The organism is Pseudomonas sp. BB438, from assembly GCF_057180225.1.
Genome location: NZ_CM170001.1, coordinates 2,326,035 through 2,340,204, shown reverse-complemented (window position 1 = coordinate 2,340,204; position 14,170 = coordinate 2,326,035). Strand labels below are relative to the sequence as shown.

Below are 14,170 nucleotides of genomic sequence, written 5' to 3'. Positions count from 1 at the left end.
TTGAATCAAAGAAAAAGCGCCCGTCGGGGCGCTTTTTTCATTTCAGGGGACGATTCAGGCCGCCTGCTCCACCGGCACACCGCTGTGGAATCGGAACTCGCTGTCCGGGGACTGGATCAGACCAGCCTCCACCTCGCGGATCTCCGCCACGCGGCGATCGATATCGGCATCATCGCCATACCGGCGCGCCAGGCTCAGGTAGCCCTGGAAGTGCCGCGCCTCGGATTTGAGCAGAGAGCCGTAGAACTTGGCGAGGTCGGCATCCAGATGGTCCACCAGCGCGGCGAAGCGCTCGCAGCTACGGCACTCGATGAAGGCACCGACGATCAGGGTATCCACGAGTTTCTGCGGCTCGTGGTTGCGCACCACAGTGCGCAGGCTGGAAGCGTAGCGACCGGCAGAGATCGGCCGCAAAGGGATACCCCTCTTCTTCATGATCGCCAGCACCTGCTCATGGTGACGCAATTCCTCGCGGGCGAGGCGCGACATGAAGTTCACCAGCTCCTCGTGGGCACTGTATTTGGCGATCAGGGCCAGGGCTGTGCTGGCGGCCTTGAACTCGTTGTTCTTGTGGTCGATCAGCATCACCGCCTGATCCCGCAGCGCGGCTTCCACCCACGCATCCGGCGTGGCACAACCGAGGAATTCCCTGATTTCAGACAGCATGTACTCTCTCCAACCCGCAGGCCGCCGCGCAGCCGCGCAAACACGTGGCGCACCCGCCCGTCGCTGGCCGGTGTCATAAAGGCGGAGCATTATACGAATGCCGCCGCGCGGAACCAGCTTCCGGCGTTGATATGCCTCAACGTCATGAACGAGATATCCCGACTACAGTTGTTCCACATAAACAACGCGCACGAAGGGAGACGACCATGCAAGCCATCCGTAGCATCCTCGTAGTCGTGGACCCGGACCAGCCGGAAGGTCTCGCGCTGAAACGGGCCCGCCTGATCGCCAGCGTGACCCAGTCGCACCTGCACCTGCTGGCCTGCGAGCGGCGCGCCGACTACAGCGCCAAGCTGGAGGAAGTCGCCGAAGTGCTGCGCCAGGAAGGTTTCAGTGCCTCCAGTCGCCAGGCCTGGAAGGACAACCTGCACCAGACCATCATCGTCGAGCAGCAAGCCGAAGGCTGCGGACTGGTGATCAAGCAGCACAGCCCGGACAACCCGCTGAAGAAGGCTCTGCTCACCCCGGATGACTGGAAGTTGCTGCGCTTCTGCCCTGCCCCGGTGCTATTGGTGAAGACCAGCCTGCCCTGGGCCGGCCGCAACATCCTTGCTGCCGTGGATGTGGGCAACAACGATATCGAGCACCGCACCCTGCATGCCGGGATCGTCAGCCACGCCTACGACATCGCCGGCCTCGCCCATGGCCAGCTGCATGTGATCAGCGCGCACCCCTCGCCGATGCTCTCGGCCGCCGACCCGACCTTCCAGCTCAGCGAAACCATCGAGGCCAAGTATCGCGAGGCCTGCAAGGCTTTCCAGGCCGAGTACGGCGTCGACGACCAGCACCTGCACATCGAAGAAGGCCCGGCGGACGTGCTGATCCCACGCGCGGCGCACAACCTCGACGCAGCGGTGACGGTGATCGGCAGCGTGGCGCGCACCGGGTTGTCCGGCGCGCTGATCGGCAACACCGCCGAAGTGGTGCTCGACTCCCTCGAGAGCGACATCCTGGTTCTCAAGCCGGACGACATCATCGCCCACCTGGAGGAACTGGTCGCCAAGGCGTGATCCAGCGTCCCGACGAAAAAAGCCGCCCATCGGGCGGCTTTTTTAGTGCCACGTAAAATTCAGAGCCGTGATTCCAGCCCCTCGGCCAGGAAGCTCGGTGCAATGTACCGCTCGTAATGCGCCTCGGAGAGGATGAAGAACTCCTTGTCGATGGCGTCGCGCAGGTCCGGCAGCGGCCAATCCCGGAACTCCGGCAGCAACGCCAGGCCGTAGGCTTCCACCTGATTGATCATCCGCGAGCCGCGAGCGATCAGCTGGTAGGCCCAGCAGTAGGGCGACTGCTCGGGCACGAAGCGAATCTGCCGCTGCTCCAGCTGGCTGCGCAGCAGGGGCGCATCGAACACCTCCAGCTTGGCCATCATCACCTGCGCCAGCAGGACTTCCAGACGGCTCAGGACCGCCCGTTTCTCCTCGTCGCCGTAGCGATTCCAGTTCACCACTTCGTGGTGGAAACGCTTGCAGCCACGGCAGACCAGGTCGCCGTAGACCGTCGAGCAGAGCCCGACACAGGGGGTTTTGATGCGTTGCGAAGACATGGCTGAACAGATGGCTGGCAAAGCGGGCATGTTAGCCCTTTGTCTAGGCAAGATCACCCTCGGGCACCACGCAAATCGGCTTACCAAGGCCCATTAATTCCATTAGAATGGCTGCGCCTTTTTGGCGTCATTGTCCGAAAGAAGCTGTTTTCAAAGCGTCACGAAGCACAGATTCCGGCAGCCGCGCGGTCTGGGCGCCTCCCTCAAGCGCCCAGTCCCTCACGTCCCAGGCCCCACCGGCGTAAAACTTTGAAAACAGCTTCTGCCCGGAGATCGCCGGTGCCGTCGTAGGTCAGTGGATTACCGTCCACCATGCCTGACGAATGGATCGGAGGGGTCTCCTGGATACGCGTCCTCCGGGACCACTGATGAGGGAAATACTGTGCTTGAAGCCTATCGCAAACACGTAGAAGAGCGTGCCGCCCAGGGCGTCGTGCCCCAGCCGCTGAACGCCGAACAGACCGCAGGTCTGGTCGAACTCCTGAAGAACCCGCCGGCCGGCGAAGAAGAATTTCTCCTCGACCTGATCACCAACCGCGTACCGCCGGGCGTGGATGAAGCCGCCTATGTCAAGGCCGGTTTCCTGTCCGCCGTCGCCAAGGGTGAAGCCACTTCCCCGCTGCTGTCCAAGACCCGCGCCCTCGAGCTGCTGGGTACCATGCAAGGCGGCTACAACATCGCCACCATGGTCGAGCTGCTGGACAACGCCGAGCTGGCGGAAGTCGCCGCCGCGCAGCTGAAGCACACCCTGCTGATGTTCGATGCCTTCCACGACGTCGCCGAGCGCGCCAAGAAAGGTAACGCCGCCGCCAAGGCCGTGCTGCAATCCTGGGCCGACGGCGAGTGGTTCAAGGCCCGTCCGGCCGTCGCCGAGAAGCTGACCCTGACCGTGTTCAAGGTCCCCGGCGAAACCAACACCGACGACCTGTCCCCTGCTCCGGACGCCTGGTCGCGTCCTGACATCCCGCTGCATGCCCTGGCCATGCTGAAAATGGCCCGCGACGGCATCGAGCCGGTCCAGCCGGGCTCCATCGGTCCGCTGAAGCAGATCGAAGCCGTTAAAGCCAAAGGCTTCCCGGTTGCCTACGTCGGTGACGTGGTCGGCACCGGTTCGTCCCGCAAATCCGCCACCAACTCGGTGCTGTGGTTCTTCGGCGACGACATCCCCTACGTTCCGAACAAGCGTGCCGGCGGCTTCTGCTTCGGCACCAAGATCGCCCCGATCTTCTACAACACCATGGAAGACGCCGGCGCCCTGCCGATCGAGTTCGACTGCACCAACCTGGCCATGGGCGACGTCATCGACGTGTACCCGTACGAAGGCAAGGTCGTGCGTCATGACAGCGGCGAAGTGGTCACCACCTTCGAGCTGAAGACCCCTGTTCTGCTGGACGAAGTCCGCGCCGGCGGCCGTATCCCGCTGATCGTTGGCCGCGGCCTGACCGAGAAGGCCCGCGCCGAGCTGGGTCTGGCTCCGTCTGACCTGTTCAAGAAGCCGGAAGCGCCGGCCGACAGCGGCAAGGGTTTCACCCTCGCCCAGAAGATGGTTGGCCGCGCCTGCGGTCTGGCCGAAGGTCAGGGCGTGCGTCCGGGCACCTACTGCGAACCGAAGATGACCACCGTCGGCTCCCAGGACACCACCGGCCCGATGACCCGCGACGAGCTGAAAGACCTGGCTTGCCTGGGCTTCTCCGCCGACCTGGTGATGCAGTCCTTCTGCCACACCGCTGCTTATCCGAAACCGATCGACGTCAAGACCCACCACACCCTGCCGGACTTCATCATGACCCGCGGCGGTGTTTCCCTGCGTCCGGGCGACGGCATCATCCACAGCTGGCTGAACCGCATGCTGCTGCCTGACACCGTCGGCACCGGCGGCGACTCGCACACCCGCTTCCCGATCGGCATCAGCTTCCCGGCCGGTTCCGGCCTGGTCGCCTTCGCCGCTGCCACCGGCGTCATGCCGCTGGACATGCCGGAATCGGTCCTGGTGCGCTTCAAGGGCAAGCTGCAACCGGGCATCACCCTGCGCGACCTGGTCCATGCGATCCCCTACTACGCCATCCAGGCTGGCCTTCTGACCGTCGAGAAGAAGGGCAAGAAGAACATCTTCTCTGGCCGCATCCTCGAGATCGAAGGCCTGAACGACCTGACCGTCGAACAAGCCTTCGAGCTGTCCGACGCCTCCGCCGAGCGTTCGGCTGCCGGTTGCACCATCAAGCTGCCGGAAGAGGCTATCGCCGAGTACCTGAAGTCCAACATCACCCTGCTGCGTTGGATGATCGGCGAAGGCTACGGCGACGCCCGCACCCTCGAGCGCCGCGCGCAGGCGATGGAAGCCTGGCTGGCCAACCCGCAACTGCTGGAAGCCGACAAGGACGCCGAGTACGCCGCGGTCATCGAGATTGACCTGGCAGACGTCAAGGAGCCGGTACTCTGCGCTCCGAACGACCCGGACGACGCCCGCCTGCTGTCCAGCGTTCAAGGCCGCAAGATCGATGAAGTCTTCATCGGTTCCTGCATGACCAACATCGGTCACTTCCGCGCTGCCGGCAAACTGCTGGACAAAGTGAAGGGTGGCATTCCGACCCGTCTGTGGCTGGCTCCGCCGACCAAGATGGACGCCCATCAACTGACCGAAGAAGGCTACTACGGCATCTACGGCAAGGCTGGCGCGCGCATGGAAATGCCGGGCTGCTCGCTGTGCATGGGTAACCAGGCTCGCGTACAGACCGGCTCGACCGTGGTCTCCACCTCGACCCGTAACTTCCCGAACCGTCTGGGCGACGCCACCGACGTGTTCCTGGCATCCGCCGAGCTGGCCGCCGTATCCTCGATCATCGGCAAGCTGCCGACCGTCGAAGAGTACATGGCCTACGCGAAGGACATCGACAGCATGTCTGCCGACATCTACCGCTACCTGAGCTTCGACCAGATCGCCGAGTTCCGCGAAGCTGCAGCCAACGCGAAGATCCCGGCCGTCCAGGTCTGAGACGCCTAGCGTGACGAAAAGCCCCGCCTCGTGCGGGGCTTTTCTTTTCCAACCCCGAAATAGAGCGCTCCCGCCCTACCCTAACGATGGGCCTAATACTTATTGACCGGTTGCGCCCCGGGCCACCGAGTCTATGGTGAACAGCAGGCTCCTGCCGATATCCGTGCTCAGGTGCCCTTGTGGAACCCTCCAGAGGTGCGCTCCCTTCCTCTGCGCCCCGCCCTCCATGGCGGGGCTTCTTTTTTCCGCATTGCCACTGGCACAGCGCTTGCTCGACTCCAGACACCTGCGATCCAACGGCGGATCGCCCCGACAACATCAATCGACATAGGCGCCGCGGCTAAAAGGTCGAGAAGGCCAACGGCCAGCGGCGGCCAGGCGCGATCAATTCGCCAGCCGCTTAGCTGGCCCCTTCTTTGCCCGCAACGCCCTATGCTGCGGCCGCCCGGTCTTCAAGCCGGGCCCCGGAGCGTCATCGGCAGGGTTCGATGGCGCATCGCAGTGGCCGCCGCTGGCTAGGCACCTCGGCGCCACCCGACCTCGCCGCCGGCGCGGCACAGCAAGGGCAAGCCCATGATTGATCTCACCACCTGGAACCTCAGCGTTCCCACCGACCCCAGCCCCACCGAAGTCAGCACCGAGCAGATCGCCCGCGGCTACCAGAGCCGCTACTTCCAGCGCGGCGGCAGCCAGGTGGTGTTCTGGGTGCCGGTCACCGGCTCGCACACGTCCGACAGCGTCTATCCACGCAGCGAACTGCGCGAGACCCTGTCCAACGGCGAAGTCTCCAACTGGTACTACAACCAGGGCGACAACGAGCTGCGCGTGACCATGAGCGTCCAGCAGGTGCCCTCGAAGAACAAGATCATCATCGGCCAGATCCACAGCCGCTCACCCTACACCGGCAACGGCGAGCCGCTGGTCAAGCTGCAGTACCACTACCTGCCCACCCTGGGAAGCGGGCGCCTGGAAGCCCTGGTGCGCAACCATCCTGATGACAGCGCCAGCATCAATGTCCCGCTGATCGACAACGTCGCCCTGGACCAGAGCTTCAACTACAGCCTGCGCGTCACGTCGGTCGGCAACCTGGCGATCCGCGTGGAGACGTCCGATGGGCGCGCCAATTACTACCGCAAGATCCTCAGCACCACCTGGTCCAAGCAACTGCTCTACTTCAAGGCCGGCGCCTACATCAACGATAACTACGGCAACAGCAGCGAAGGCGCACGGGTGACCGTCTTCCACCTGAACTCGGCGCACCGCTGATCCGTCATTCAGTGACCTGATGAGGCGCGGGGCGGGCGGACTGCGCGTAGAATGCGCGGCACGCCCGCATCCTTCACCGCACAATCCACCGCGCTGCCGCACCGCATTGTCATCGAGAGCACCATGGCCCGCCTTAAACTGGAATTCCCCGAAGAACTCTTCATCTACGAAACCAAGCTCACCGTTCGCGTCACCGACATCAACGGCGCCAACCACCTGGGCAACGATTCGATGATCTCGATGATCTCCGAGGCCCGCGCACGCTTCCTGTTCGACTACGGCATCCGCGAGACCGGCATCATCGTCACCGACCTCGCCACCACCTACCGTGCCGAGGCCCACGCACGCGACCAGCTGCTATTCGAGGTCGGCGTCATGGACTTCAACAAGTACGGCGGCGACATCATCTTCCGCATCACCCGCCCGGCGGATGACACCCTGGTGGCCATGGCCAAGTCCGGTTTCGTGTTCTTCGACTACAAAGCCGGCAAGGTCGCACCGATTCCCGAGGCATTCCGCGACACCTTCCCTAACGTCAACTGGGTCGCCTGAGCGGCAAGCGAAGCGGCGGCGCGGTACCTCTGGAGTCGCCCCCATCAGCCTTCAGAGGAGATCCCAGCATGCCGTCCTTCCTGCGGGTGGGCGCGCTGTCCGGTTGTCTCTACCTGCCCTTCCTTTCCCTATTCTCCAACGCCCAGGCGGCAGATACCGATACAGTCCAGCGCGGCCGCTATCGGGTACAGGTCGCCGGTTGCAACGACTGCCACACCGCGGGCTACATCCTCGCCCGGTCAAGGTTCCGGAAAGCACCTGGCTCACGACCAGCTAGGCTGGAGCGGCCCCTGGGGCACCACCTACGCAAGCAACCTGCGCCTGGCCATGCAGGCCTATGACGAGGAGCAATGGCTGGCGATAGCGCGCCAGGCCAACTTCCGTCCGCCAATGCCGCCTCACAAGCGCAAGCCGGGCGTCGACGCCCACCCTGCAGCTACCAGGCCATCGAACTGGCCGATTGCGTGATAATCACCGGCAGCAACATGGCCTATATCCAACCGATCGGTTCCGCCGCCGGGAACAGGCCCGCGCGCATCGCCGGGAAATGAAGCTGATTGTCATCGAACCGCGCGTCACCGACACCGCTGAACCAGCCGACCTGCACGTGACAATCCTGCCCGGCACCAAGCTCCCGCTGCTCCTCGACATCCAGCCCCCTGCTCCGGGACGGCTGGATCGGCCGAGGCCTCATCGATGCCCACAACGAGGACTTGGTGGAACTGAAAGCCCTGGTGCGCGACCAAGGTCCTCGGACCATGGCGGAACCCGCAGCATCGCCGTGGACGACCAGCGACGCATCGCCCGATCCGCAAGGCACCCTCGTTCGTCTCGCTCTGGTGCGTGAGCCTCAACCAGTCCGGCGTCGGCAGCGCGAAGAACAGCGCGATGATCAGCCTGTGCTGGGCCACTGGGCAGACCGGCCGCCCCGGTGCCACCCCCTTCTCTCTCATCGACCAGCCCAACGCGATGACGGCCGCGAGGCCGGCAGCCTGTCCAACCCGCTGCCCGGCCACGTGAAACCACCAGTGCCGAACACCGAGGTCGCCGCTCACGGGAATGGCGAGCAATTCTCGGCCCGGAGCGCCATCGAGCAGTTCGATACGATGCGCAACGGGCGCACCAAGGCCCTGTGGGGCGCCCGCACCAAGCAGGCGCAATCGCCATCCGACCAGACCCACGTGCGCGAAGCCCTGGCCGCCGCCCATTAGCCATCGCCCAGGGGACCGTCATCACCAGCGAGACATGCCAGTAGGCCGACCTGCAGCCGCCGGCCGCCAGCAGGGGCGAGAGGGAAGGCACGGCGATCAACTCCGAACACCGCATGAGACATGGGCATCGGGCCATCTCCGCCTGCGGCGCAACAGCCAATCCTCGCCCGCAGCGCCTGAACCTTACTTTTCTGCAGGCAAAGAAAAACCCGGCCTAGGCCGGGTTTCTCTCAGGAGCTCAGGCTATTACTGCTTGGCCTGGGCTTCTACTTCGGCTTCTACGCGGCGGTTAACAGCGCGGCCTTCGGCAGTTGCGTTGTCAGCAACCGGACGGGACTCACCGTAACCAACAGCGTTCACACGGCCGCCTTCAACACCGTACTCGTTGACCAGTACGTCACGAACGGCGTTGGCACGACGCTCGGACAGCTTCTGGTTGTAGGCGTCGGTGCCGACGGAGTCGGTGTGGCCTTCAACGGTGGTGGAGGTGGACGGGTACTGCTTCATGAAGTCAGCCAGGTTTTTGATGTCAGCGTAGCTGTTCTCTTTAACCTTGGACTTGTCGAAGTCGAACTTCACGTCCAGCTGTACGCGTACGACTTCGGCAACAGCCGGGCAGCCGTTGGCGTCAACGGTAACGTTGGCCGGAGTGTTCGGGCACTTGTCGACGTTGTCGCAGACGCCGTCGTTGTCGGAGTCGGAGCAAACTTCAGCAACCGGCTCGGGAGCCGGGGCCGGCTTGGCGCCGCCACCGAAGTTCATACCAACGCCCAGGCCAGCCATCCACTCGCCCTGGTGACCGTTCTGACGCTGCTCCAGGCCGTACTGGCCGTCGAGGCTAGCTTTGGCGTAGAAGTTGTCGGTGAAGTAGTACTTCAGGCCGGTGCCGATCATGGCCATGGTCAGGTTCTGACGGCTGCCGTTGGCATCGCTGATGTTGGTCAGGCTCTGGTGGCCGATACCTGCGGAAACGTACGGACGCAGGTTGCCAGCACCCGGAGTGCCGAAGTGGTAGATGGCATCCAGAGTGCTCAGGTTGCCATGGACCTTCTTGTTGCCGGTCTCGTAGGTGCCACGTACGTCGTGGTATTCACCATAGGACAGAGCCAGCTCGACGTCGTCGGTCAGGAAGTAACCAACGGAGCCGCCGTACAGGTCCGCGTTCTTCATGTTGCGGGTGCTGTCGGTGAAGTAGCGCTTGCCGAATGCTTCGACTTCCACGGCGCCCTGGCCTTGAGCGAACGCATTGACAGCGGCGGAGGCGATCAGCGAGCCAACTACGACGCCTAAGGTGTTCTTCAGTTTCATCCGTTAAATCCCCATCTTGGTGGTCAATAAGTTGTCTAACCAGAGGCCGTACAACTTGGGTGGCAAGTTTATCAGAACTTGCCAAACAGAGAGACAATATTTCCCGGACTAAGATTCCGTCACATTCGAAAACTTTTCTCTCATTCGATCGAGTGCACGTTTGTAGCGCATTTTCGTGGCGCTAAGCCCCATGTGCATGATGTCGGCGATTTCCTGGAACTCCAGTTCCGCAACAAATCGAAGCACGAGGATTTCCCGATCAATGGGATTGACATGAACTAGCCAGCGGTCTAGCCCACCCCGTTCTTCGACTTTCGGAGCCTTCTCTTCAGAGGCCTCCTCAACCGGATCCAGACTCAGCGCATCGAGCAATCTGCGTTTACGCCGTTCCTTCCGATACTGCGTAATGCACTCGTTGTAAGTGATGCTGTACAGCCAGGTCTTGAACTTCGACTTTCCCTCGAAGTTCTTCAGACCATACAACACCTTGAGCATGACCTCTTGACACACATCATCGGCGTCCCGGTCGTTGCCCAGGTAGCGCGCGCAGACGTTGAAGAGCGTGCGCTGGTAGCGGCGCATCAGCTCTTCGTAGGCCCGCGTCACGTGGTAAAGCTCCTCGTGAGAACGCTCCACCAGCTCCTCGTCGGTGAGCTGGCGCGGGTCATAGCGCAAGGAGAGTGGTTGCGGCTTGTTCAAGTCGGGTCGGGCCAGGTCAAGTCAGCGTCCGGCACGGCTTTCAGGCAGCCGTACCGGCAATCGGTCATCATCTTCAGCGACTGGTTACACGCTGATCGAGCAGGATGCGGTTGGCGATCGACACCAGCTCACCCTCGTCTGTCAGCAGGATAGTCTTGATGGTACCAATTTCCTCGATGATGCCTTCGACATCCGCCACTTTCACCTGTTGTCCGACCTGATACAGCTCCCGCACGTAGATCCCGGCAATGATCTGCCCCGCCACTTCGCGACTACCGAGCCCCAGCGCCAGGGCAGCGGCCAGTCCGATGGTGATCAGCACGATGGCGATGATGTAGTTCAGCAGGTCGGTCTTCACCTCCAGCTGACCGATGGCCACCGAAATGCTGATGATAATGACCAGCCACTGGGCGACACGGCCCAGGCCGTTCGAGTACTCCAGACCGACGCCGTCGGCAGCGCCGCGCACCAGGCTGTTGGCCAACTGGGCGAGCAGGATGCCGACGATCAGTACCAGCGCCGCGCCGAACACCTTGGGCAGGTACAGCGCAAGCATGTCCAGGGTCGCCGAGACGCGCTGCAGGCCGAGCGATTCCGCGGCGGAAACCAGGAAGACCAGCAGCACGAACCAATAGACGATCTTGCCGATCAGCGTCGAGACCGGTACCTGGATGCCGGCGCGCGACAGCAGCTTGGTCAGGCCCGTGCCAGCCATCAGGCGATCGAGGCCGAGCTTGGCGAGCAGCTTGGAGAGCAGCGCGTCGAGCAGTTTGGCGACGACGAAGCCGAGCAGCACGATCACCAGCGCGGCGAGCAGGTTCGGAATGAACCCGGCCAGCTTGCCCCACAGGGTGTTCATGGCGGTGAGCAGGCTTTGCGTCCAGATGTCGAATTGCATGTTCAGTCGGCCTTGTCAGCGGAAGGGGCGGAATTCTGCGCGCGGCGCGAGACGGGCGCAAGGTGCGCGGCGCCACGGCTCACACCAATGGACAGGGCCTGGAACCAGTGCCCCATCAGGCTGAACAGATCGCCCGCGCCTACCTGGCGATTGGCGGTCTTCAGGACGCGATCCAGGCGCGAATCGTCTCCCGGCTGTTCCGGGGGCATTCGCAGCAGATCACGCAAGGATTCTTCAAATGGGTCGTGCATGCGCACCTCGCCTGTGTGAGGTGCTTGACGCCCTCACCACCTCAAAAGTCACACCTAGAGCCAACGCAGGCGGCGGAAGACCCACCACTGGAACGTCGCGATCCCGATGATTGCCACGCAGGCCACGGCGAAGCCGTAGGGTGCACTGGAGCCGGGAATACCGCCTACGTTGATGCCCAGGAGTCCGGTCACGAAGCTCATGGGCAGGAAAAAGCCGGTAATGATACCAAGCAGGTACATGGTGCGGTTCATCCGCTCGGTAATTCGACGATGTTCGGCCTCCTGGATCAGGCTGATGCGCTCACGCACCAGCTCCAGTTCCTCAAGGTTGCGGGTCAGGCGGTTGTACAACTCGTTCCAGTAGTCGGCATCGTCGGCGACCGTCCAGGCGGCCTTGAACCGGACCATCTGCGAGTAGATCTCTCGCTGCGGCGCCAGGTAGCGGCGCAACCCCGCCGCGCGACGGCGCAGCGCTCGCAACTGATGCTGATCGGGGATGCTGCGCTCGTCTTCCTCGATGGCCTCTTCCATGGCGTCGAGCTGGTCGGCTAGGCCACCAATCAGGGTGTCGACACGATCAGTGAGGTAGTGGGCGAGGTACAGCACCACTTCCGAAGCCGTCTTTGGACCGGTTCCGGCATCCAGGTCGGCGCGCAAGTCGGCCACGGCCTTGAGCGGGCGCAGGCGCAGGGAAATCACCCGCTGCGATTCGGCGTAAACCCGCAGCGAAACCATATCCTCCGGCACCGCACCGGGGTTCAGGTTGACCCCGCGCAGGAACAGCAGCAGGCGCTCACCACCGAGATCCACGAGGCGCGGGCGGGTCGCCTCCTCCAGCAGCAGGTCGCAGGCAAACTCATTCAGCCCGCTGGACTCGCGCAGCCAGGACTGGGCTTCGGGCACGCCGCGATCCCAGTGCACCCAGAGGCTTTCCTCGGGCTTGAGATCCAGCAGCGGCAACTCGCTGCGGGTTATCCGCCGGCCACCGCCGCGGCCGTCCAGCACGAAGCCGTCGATCAGTCCGCGCTCCGTGCCGCTCTCGTACTGCTGCATGCCCTATTCCTTCGTTCAAGGTCGCTGTCGCGAGGCACCATGAAAAATGCCGGAAGCTTTCGCTTCCGGCATTGACCCGAACTCCCGTCGGAAGGTTCGAATTATTCCGGCATTTTCAACGATTTAGGCGAAACGATGATGCCGTTGTTGTCAGCATAGATGAAGTCGCCCGGGCGGAAGGTGATACCACCGAAGGTCACGGCCACGTTCAGGTCGCCGATACCGCGCTTGTCGGTCTTCATCGGGTGGCTGGCCAGCGCCTGCACGCCCAGGTCAGTCTGCGCGATCACGTCGACATCGCGGATACAGCCGTACACCACAATGCCCTCCCATCCGCTCTTGGCAGCCTTCTCGGCCAGCATGTCACCCAGCAGCGCGCGGCGCAGCGAACCACCGCCGTCCACCACCAGTACCTTGCCCTTGCCGTCCTTCTCGACCTGCTCCTTCACCAGCGAGTTGTCCTCGAAGCACTTGATGGTGACGATTTCGCCACCGAAGGAGTCCCGCCCGCCGAAGTTGCTGAACATCGGCTCGACGACCTGAACCAGCTCCGGGTAGGCATCGCACAGATCGGGGGTGACGTAATGCATGGAGAAGCTCCTCTTGATGAAATCCGGCAGGGTTTCAGGCCTGGATGTGACTGAAAGCCGCAATGGCGTCACAGTCTACTCCCTGCCACGCCAAGCTCAAGCCTGCGCCAGAGCACCTTGCCCTGCCGGGAGGCCACCGTGCTCCAGCCAATGCTGCAGTTGCGGCCAGACTTCACGCTGGGCGCCCTTGCTGATCAGCATCTCGACATGCCCGAAATCCTCGCAAAAGCCCTGGCGTCGCCCCAGGTGCAGGTACTCGCGGACCTCGGAGCCGAACTGCTCCAGCAGTTTGCGGCAAGCCCAGGCCGGGTCCTGGATATCGCCGTCGGAGGCCACGGCGAGCACCGGCACGCCAACCTTCTGCAGGCCACCCCACCAATCGTTGTCCTTCTCGCCAAAGCGGCCGAACAGGCTGTACCAGTGCAGCGCCTCCAGGGCGAGCCCCAACGGCTCGTCTTCGGGTCCACGCTTGAGCCGCGAGCCGGATAGCCCGCCCATGCGCTTGAGCAGGAAACGCCCGCTCCAGGCCACCGGCGGCAGCTTCAGCGGCCAGTAGGTGCGACTGACCTGGCTGCCACACAGCGCTGCGCTGGCTGCCTGCCGTTCGTCCAGATAGCCGCCACCCAGCGCAGCCGCCAGCGTGACGCCGCCCAGGGAGTGACCGACCCAGTGCGGCGCCTGGCCGCTCTGCTCCACCACGAAATTGGCAATGGCCGGCAGGTCGAAGCGCGCGTAGTCGGCGACGCGATTGCGGTCGTAATCCTCGTTGCGTGGCGACAGACCGTGGCCCCGCATCTCGGCGATCCATACATCGAACCCCGCGCGAGCCAGGTACGCGCCCAGGCCGATGCCTTTGGGCGAGAACCAGAAGCGGCGATTGGAGAAGCTGCCGTGCAACAGGATGACCGGCACGCCGCGGCGTCCTTGCAGAAGTCCCAGACGAGTAACGGCCAGCTCGACGCTGGAATCCGGGCTGTTGTTCGGCTTGAGGCGGTAGACGTCCTCGGTGAGGTCACCGCGCAATTCGGCGCTCAGGAGGGCGACCGGAAAGAGTTGACTGCTGCTTTGCATGGAATCG

At 63.3% G+C, this 14,170-nt stretch carries 14 protein-coding genes; 5 read left to right on the top strand and 9 right to left on the bottom strand.

From position 1 onward, the window contains the following. Positions 1-54: 54 nt before the first annotated feature. The gene (locus AC1ZV1_RS11005; RefSeq protein ID WP_484296739.1) at positions 55-666 is read right to left on the bottom strand and encodes a MiaE family protein; all 612 of its coding nucleotides are present in this window, start codon (positions 664-666) and stop codon (positions 55-57) included. Positions 667-872: 206 nt separating this feature from the next. On the opposite strand from AC1ZV1_RS11005, the gene AC1ZV1_RS11000 reads away from it, so the two are divergent. Continuing rightward, complete coding sequence (locus AC1ZV1_RS11000) at positions 873-1,736, top strand: universal stress protein (protein WP_484296738.1); 864 nt, start codon at positions 873-875, stop codon at positions 1,734-1,736. 59 nt (positions 1,737-1,795) lie between these two features. Here the strand turns inward: AC1ZV1_RS11000 and AC1ZV1_RS10995 are convergent, their stop codons facing one another. Next, complete coding sequence (locus AC1ZV1_RS10995; RefSeq protein WP_484296737.1) at positions 1,796-2,272, bottom strand: DUF1289 domain-containing protein; 477 nt, start codon at positions 2,270-2,272, stop codon at positions 1,796-1,798. Between the two features lie 382 nt (positions 2,273-2,654). On the opposite strand from AC1ZV1_RS10995, the gene acnB reads away from it, so the two are divergent. The 4 genes from acnB to AC1ZV1_RS10975 all read left to right on the top strand — a co-directional run bounded on the left by acnB (position 2,655) and on the right by AC1ZV1_RS10975 (position 8,293). After that, positions 2,655-5,264, top strand: coding sequence for a bifunctional aconitate hydratase 2/2-methylisocitrate dehydratase (gene acnB, locus AC1ZV1_RS10990; RefSeq protein WP_484296736.1), 2,610 nt, complete (start codon positions 2,655-2,657; stop codon positions 5,262-5,264). A gap of 573 nt (positions 5,265-5,837) precedes the next feature. Next, complete coding sequence (locus AC1ZV1_RS10985; protein WP_484296735.1) at positions 5,838-6,530, top strand: polysaccharide lyase family 7 protein; 693 nt, start codon at positions 5,838-5,840, stop codon at positions 6,528-6,530. 123 nt (positions 6,531-6,653) lie between these two features. Then, complete coding sequence (locus AC1ZV1_RS10980; RefSeq protein WP_484296734.1) at positions 6,654-7,082, top strand: thioesterase family protein; 429 nt, start codon at positions 6,654-6,656, stop codon at positions 7,080-7,082. A 716-nt stretch (positions 7,083-7,798) separates the two neighbouring features. Next, entirely contained in the window at positions 7,799-8,293 is a 495-nt protein-coding gene (locus AC1ZV1_RS10975) for a hypothetical protein (protein ID WP_484296733.1), read from the top strand. 246 nt (positions 8,294-8,539) lie between these two features. Here the strand turns inward: AC1ZV1_RS10975 and AC1ZV1_RS10970 are convergent, their stop codons facing one another. The 7 genes from AC1ZV1_RS10970 to AC1ZV1_RS10940 form a co-directional block, all read right to left on the bottom strand. Continuing rightward, positions 8,540-9,601 carry an OmpA family protein gene (locus AC1ZV1_RS10970; protein ID WP_484296732.1) on the bottom strand — a complete coding sequence of 354 codons (1,062 nt, stop codon included), beginning with the start codon at positions 9,599-9,601 and terminating at the stop codon, positions 8,540-8,542. A gap of 108 nt (positions 9,602-9,709) precedes the next feature. Next, a complete protein-coding gene (gene sigX, locus AC1ZV1_RS10965; RefSeq protein ID WP_484296731.1) occupies positions 9,710-10,300 on the bottom strand; it encodes an RNA polymerase sigma factor SigX in 591 nt (196 codons plus the stop codon). A gap of 73 nt (positions 10,301-10,373) precedes the next feature. Beyond that, on the bottom strand, positions 10,374-11,198 hold the full coding sequence (locus AC1ZV1_RS10960; RefSeq protein ID WP_017516811.1) for a mechanosensitive ion channel family protein: 825 nt from the start codon (positions 11,196-11,198) through the stop codon (positions 10,374-10,376). A gap of 2 nt (positions 11,199-11,200) precedes the next feature. Then, on the bottom strand, positions 11,201-11,449 hold the full coding sequence (locus AC1ZV1_RS10955; protein ID WP_484296730.1) for a CrfX protein: 249 nt from the start codon (positions 11,447-11,449) through the stop codon (positions 11,201-11,203). A gap of 54 nt (positions 11,450-11,503) precedes the next feature. Next, positions 11,504-12,502 carry a zinc transporter ZntB gene (locus AC1ZV1_RS10950; RefSeq protein ID WP_484296729.1) on the bottom strand — a complete coding sequence of 333 codons (999 nt, stop codon included), beginning with the start codon at positions 12,500-12,502 and terminating at the stop codon, positions 11,504-11,506. A 101-nt stretch (positions 12,503-12,603) separates the two neighbouring features. Next, positions 12,604-13,092, bottom strand: coding sequence for a ribonuclease E activity regulator RraA (gene rraA, locus AC1ZV1_RS10945; protein ID WP_484296728.1), 489 nt, complete (start codon positions 13,090-13,092; stop codon positions 12,604-12,606). A 96-nt stretch (positions 13,093-13,188) separates the two neighbouring features. Next, the gene (locus AC1ZV1_RS10940) at positions 13,189-14,163 is read right to left on the bottom strand and encodes an alpha/beta fold hydrolase (RefSeq protein ID WP_484296727.1); all 975 of its coding nucleotides are present in this window, start codon (positions 14,161-14,163) and stop codon (positions 13,189-13,191) included. Positions 14,164-14,170 lie beyond the last annotated feature (7 nt).

What these genes read in the sequence shown, in the direction of transcription:
- AC1ZV1_RS10985 (WP_484296735.1), top strand. Translation starts at nt 5,838, where the DNA reads ATGATTGATCTCACCACCTGGAACCTCAGCGTTCCCACCGACCCCAGC.
- AC1ZV1_RS11000 (WP_484296738.1), top strand. Translation starts at nt 873, where the DNA reads ATGCAAGCCATCCGTAGCATCCTCGTAGTCGTGGACCCGGACCAGCCG.
- AC1ZV1_RS10995 (WP_484296737.1), bottom strand. Translation starts at nt 2,272, where the DNA reads ATGTCTTCGCAACGCATCAAAACCCCCTGTGTCGGGCTCTGCTCGACG.
- AC1ZV1_RS10980 (WP_484296734.1), top strand. Translation starts at nt 6,654, where the DNA reads ATGGCCCGCCTTAAACTGGAATTCCCCGAAGAACTCTTCATCTACGAA.
- AC1ZV1_RS10950 (WP_484296729.1), bottom strand. Translation starts at nt 12,502, where the DNA reads ATGCAGCAGTACGAGAGCGGCACGGAGCGCGGACTGATCGACGGCTTC.
- AC1ZV1_RS11005 (WP_484296739.1), bottom strand. Translation starts at nt 666, where the DNA reads ATGCTGTCTGAAATCAGGGAATTCCTCGGTTGTGCCACGCCGGATGCG.
- AC1ZV1_RS10940 (WP_484296727.1), bottom strand. Translation starts at nt 14,163, where the DNA reads ATGCAAAGCAGCAGTCAACTCTTTCCGGTCGCCCTCCTGAGCGCCGAA.
- AC1ZV1_RS10970 (WP_484296732.1), bottom strand. Translation starts at nt 9,601, where the DNA reads ATGAAACTGAAGAACACCTTAGGCGTCGTAGTTGGCTCGCTGATCGCC.
- rraA (WP_484296728.1), bottom strand. Translation starts at nt 13,092, where the DNA reads ATGCATTACGTCACCCCCGATCTGTGCGATGCCTACCCGGAGCTGGTT.
- AC1ZV1_RS10960 (WP_017516811.1), bottom strand. Translation starts at nt 11,198, where the DNA reads ATGCAATTCGACATCTGGACGCAAAGCCTGCTCACCGCCATGAACACC.
- AC1ZV1_RS10955 (WP_484296730.1), bottom strand. Translation starts at nt 11,449, where the DNA reads ATGCACGACCCATTTGAAGAATCCTTGCGTGATCTGCTGCGAATGCCC.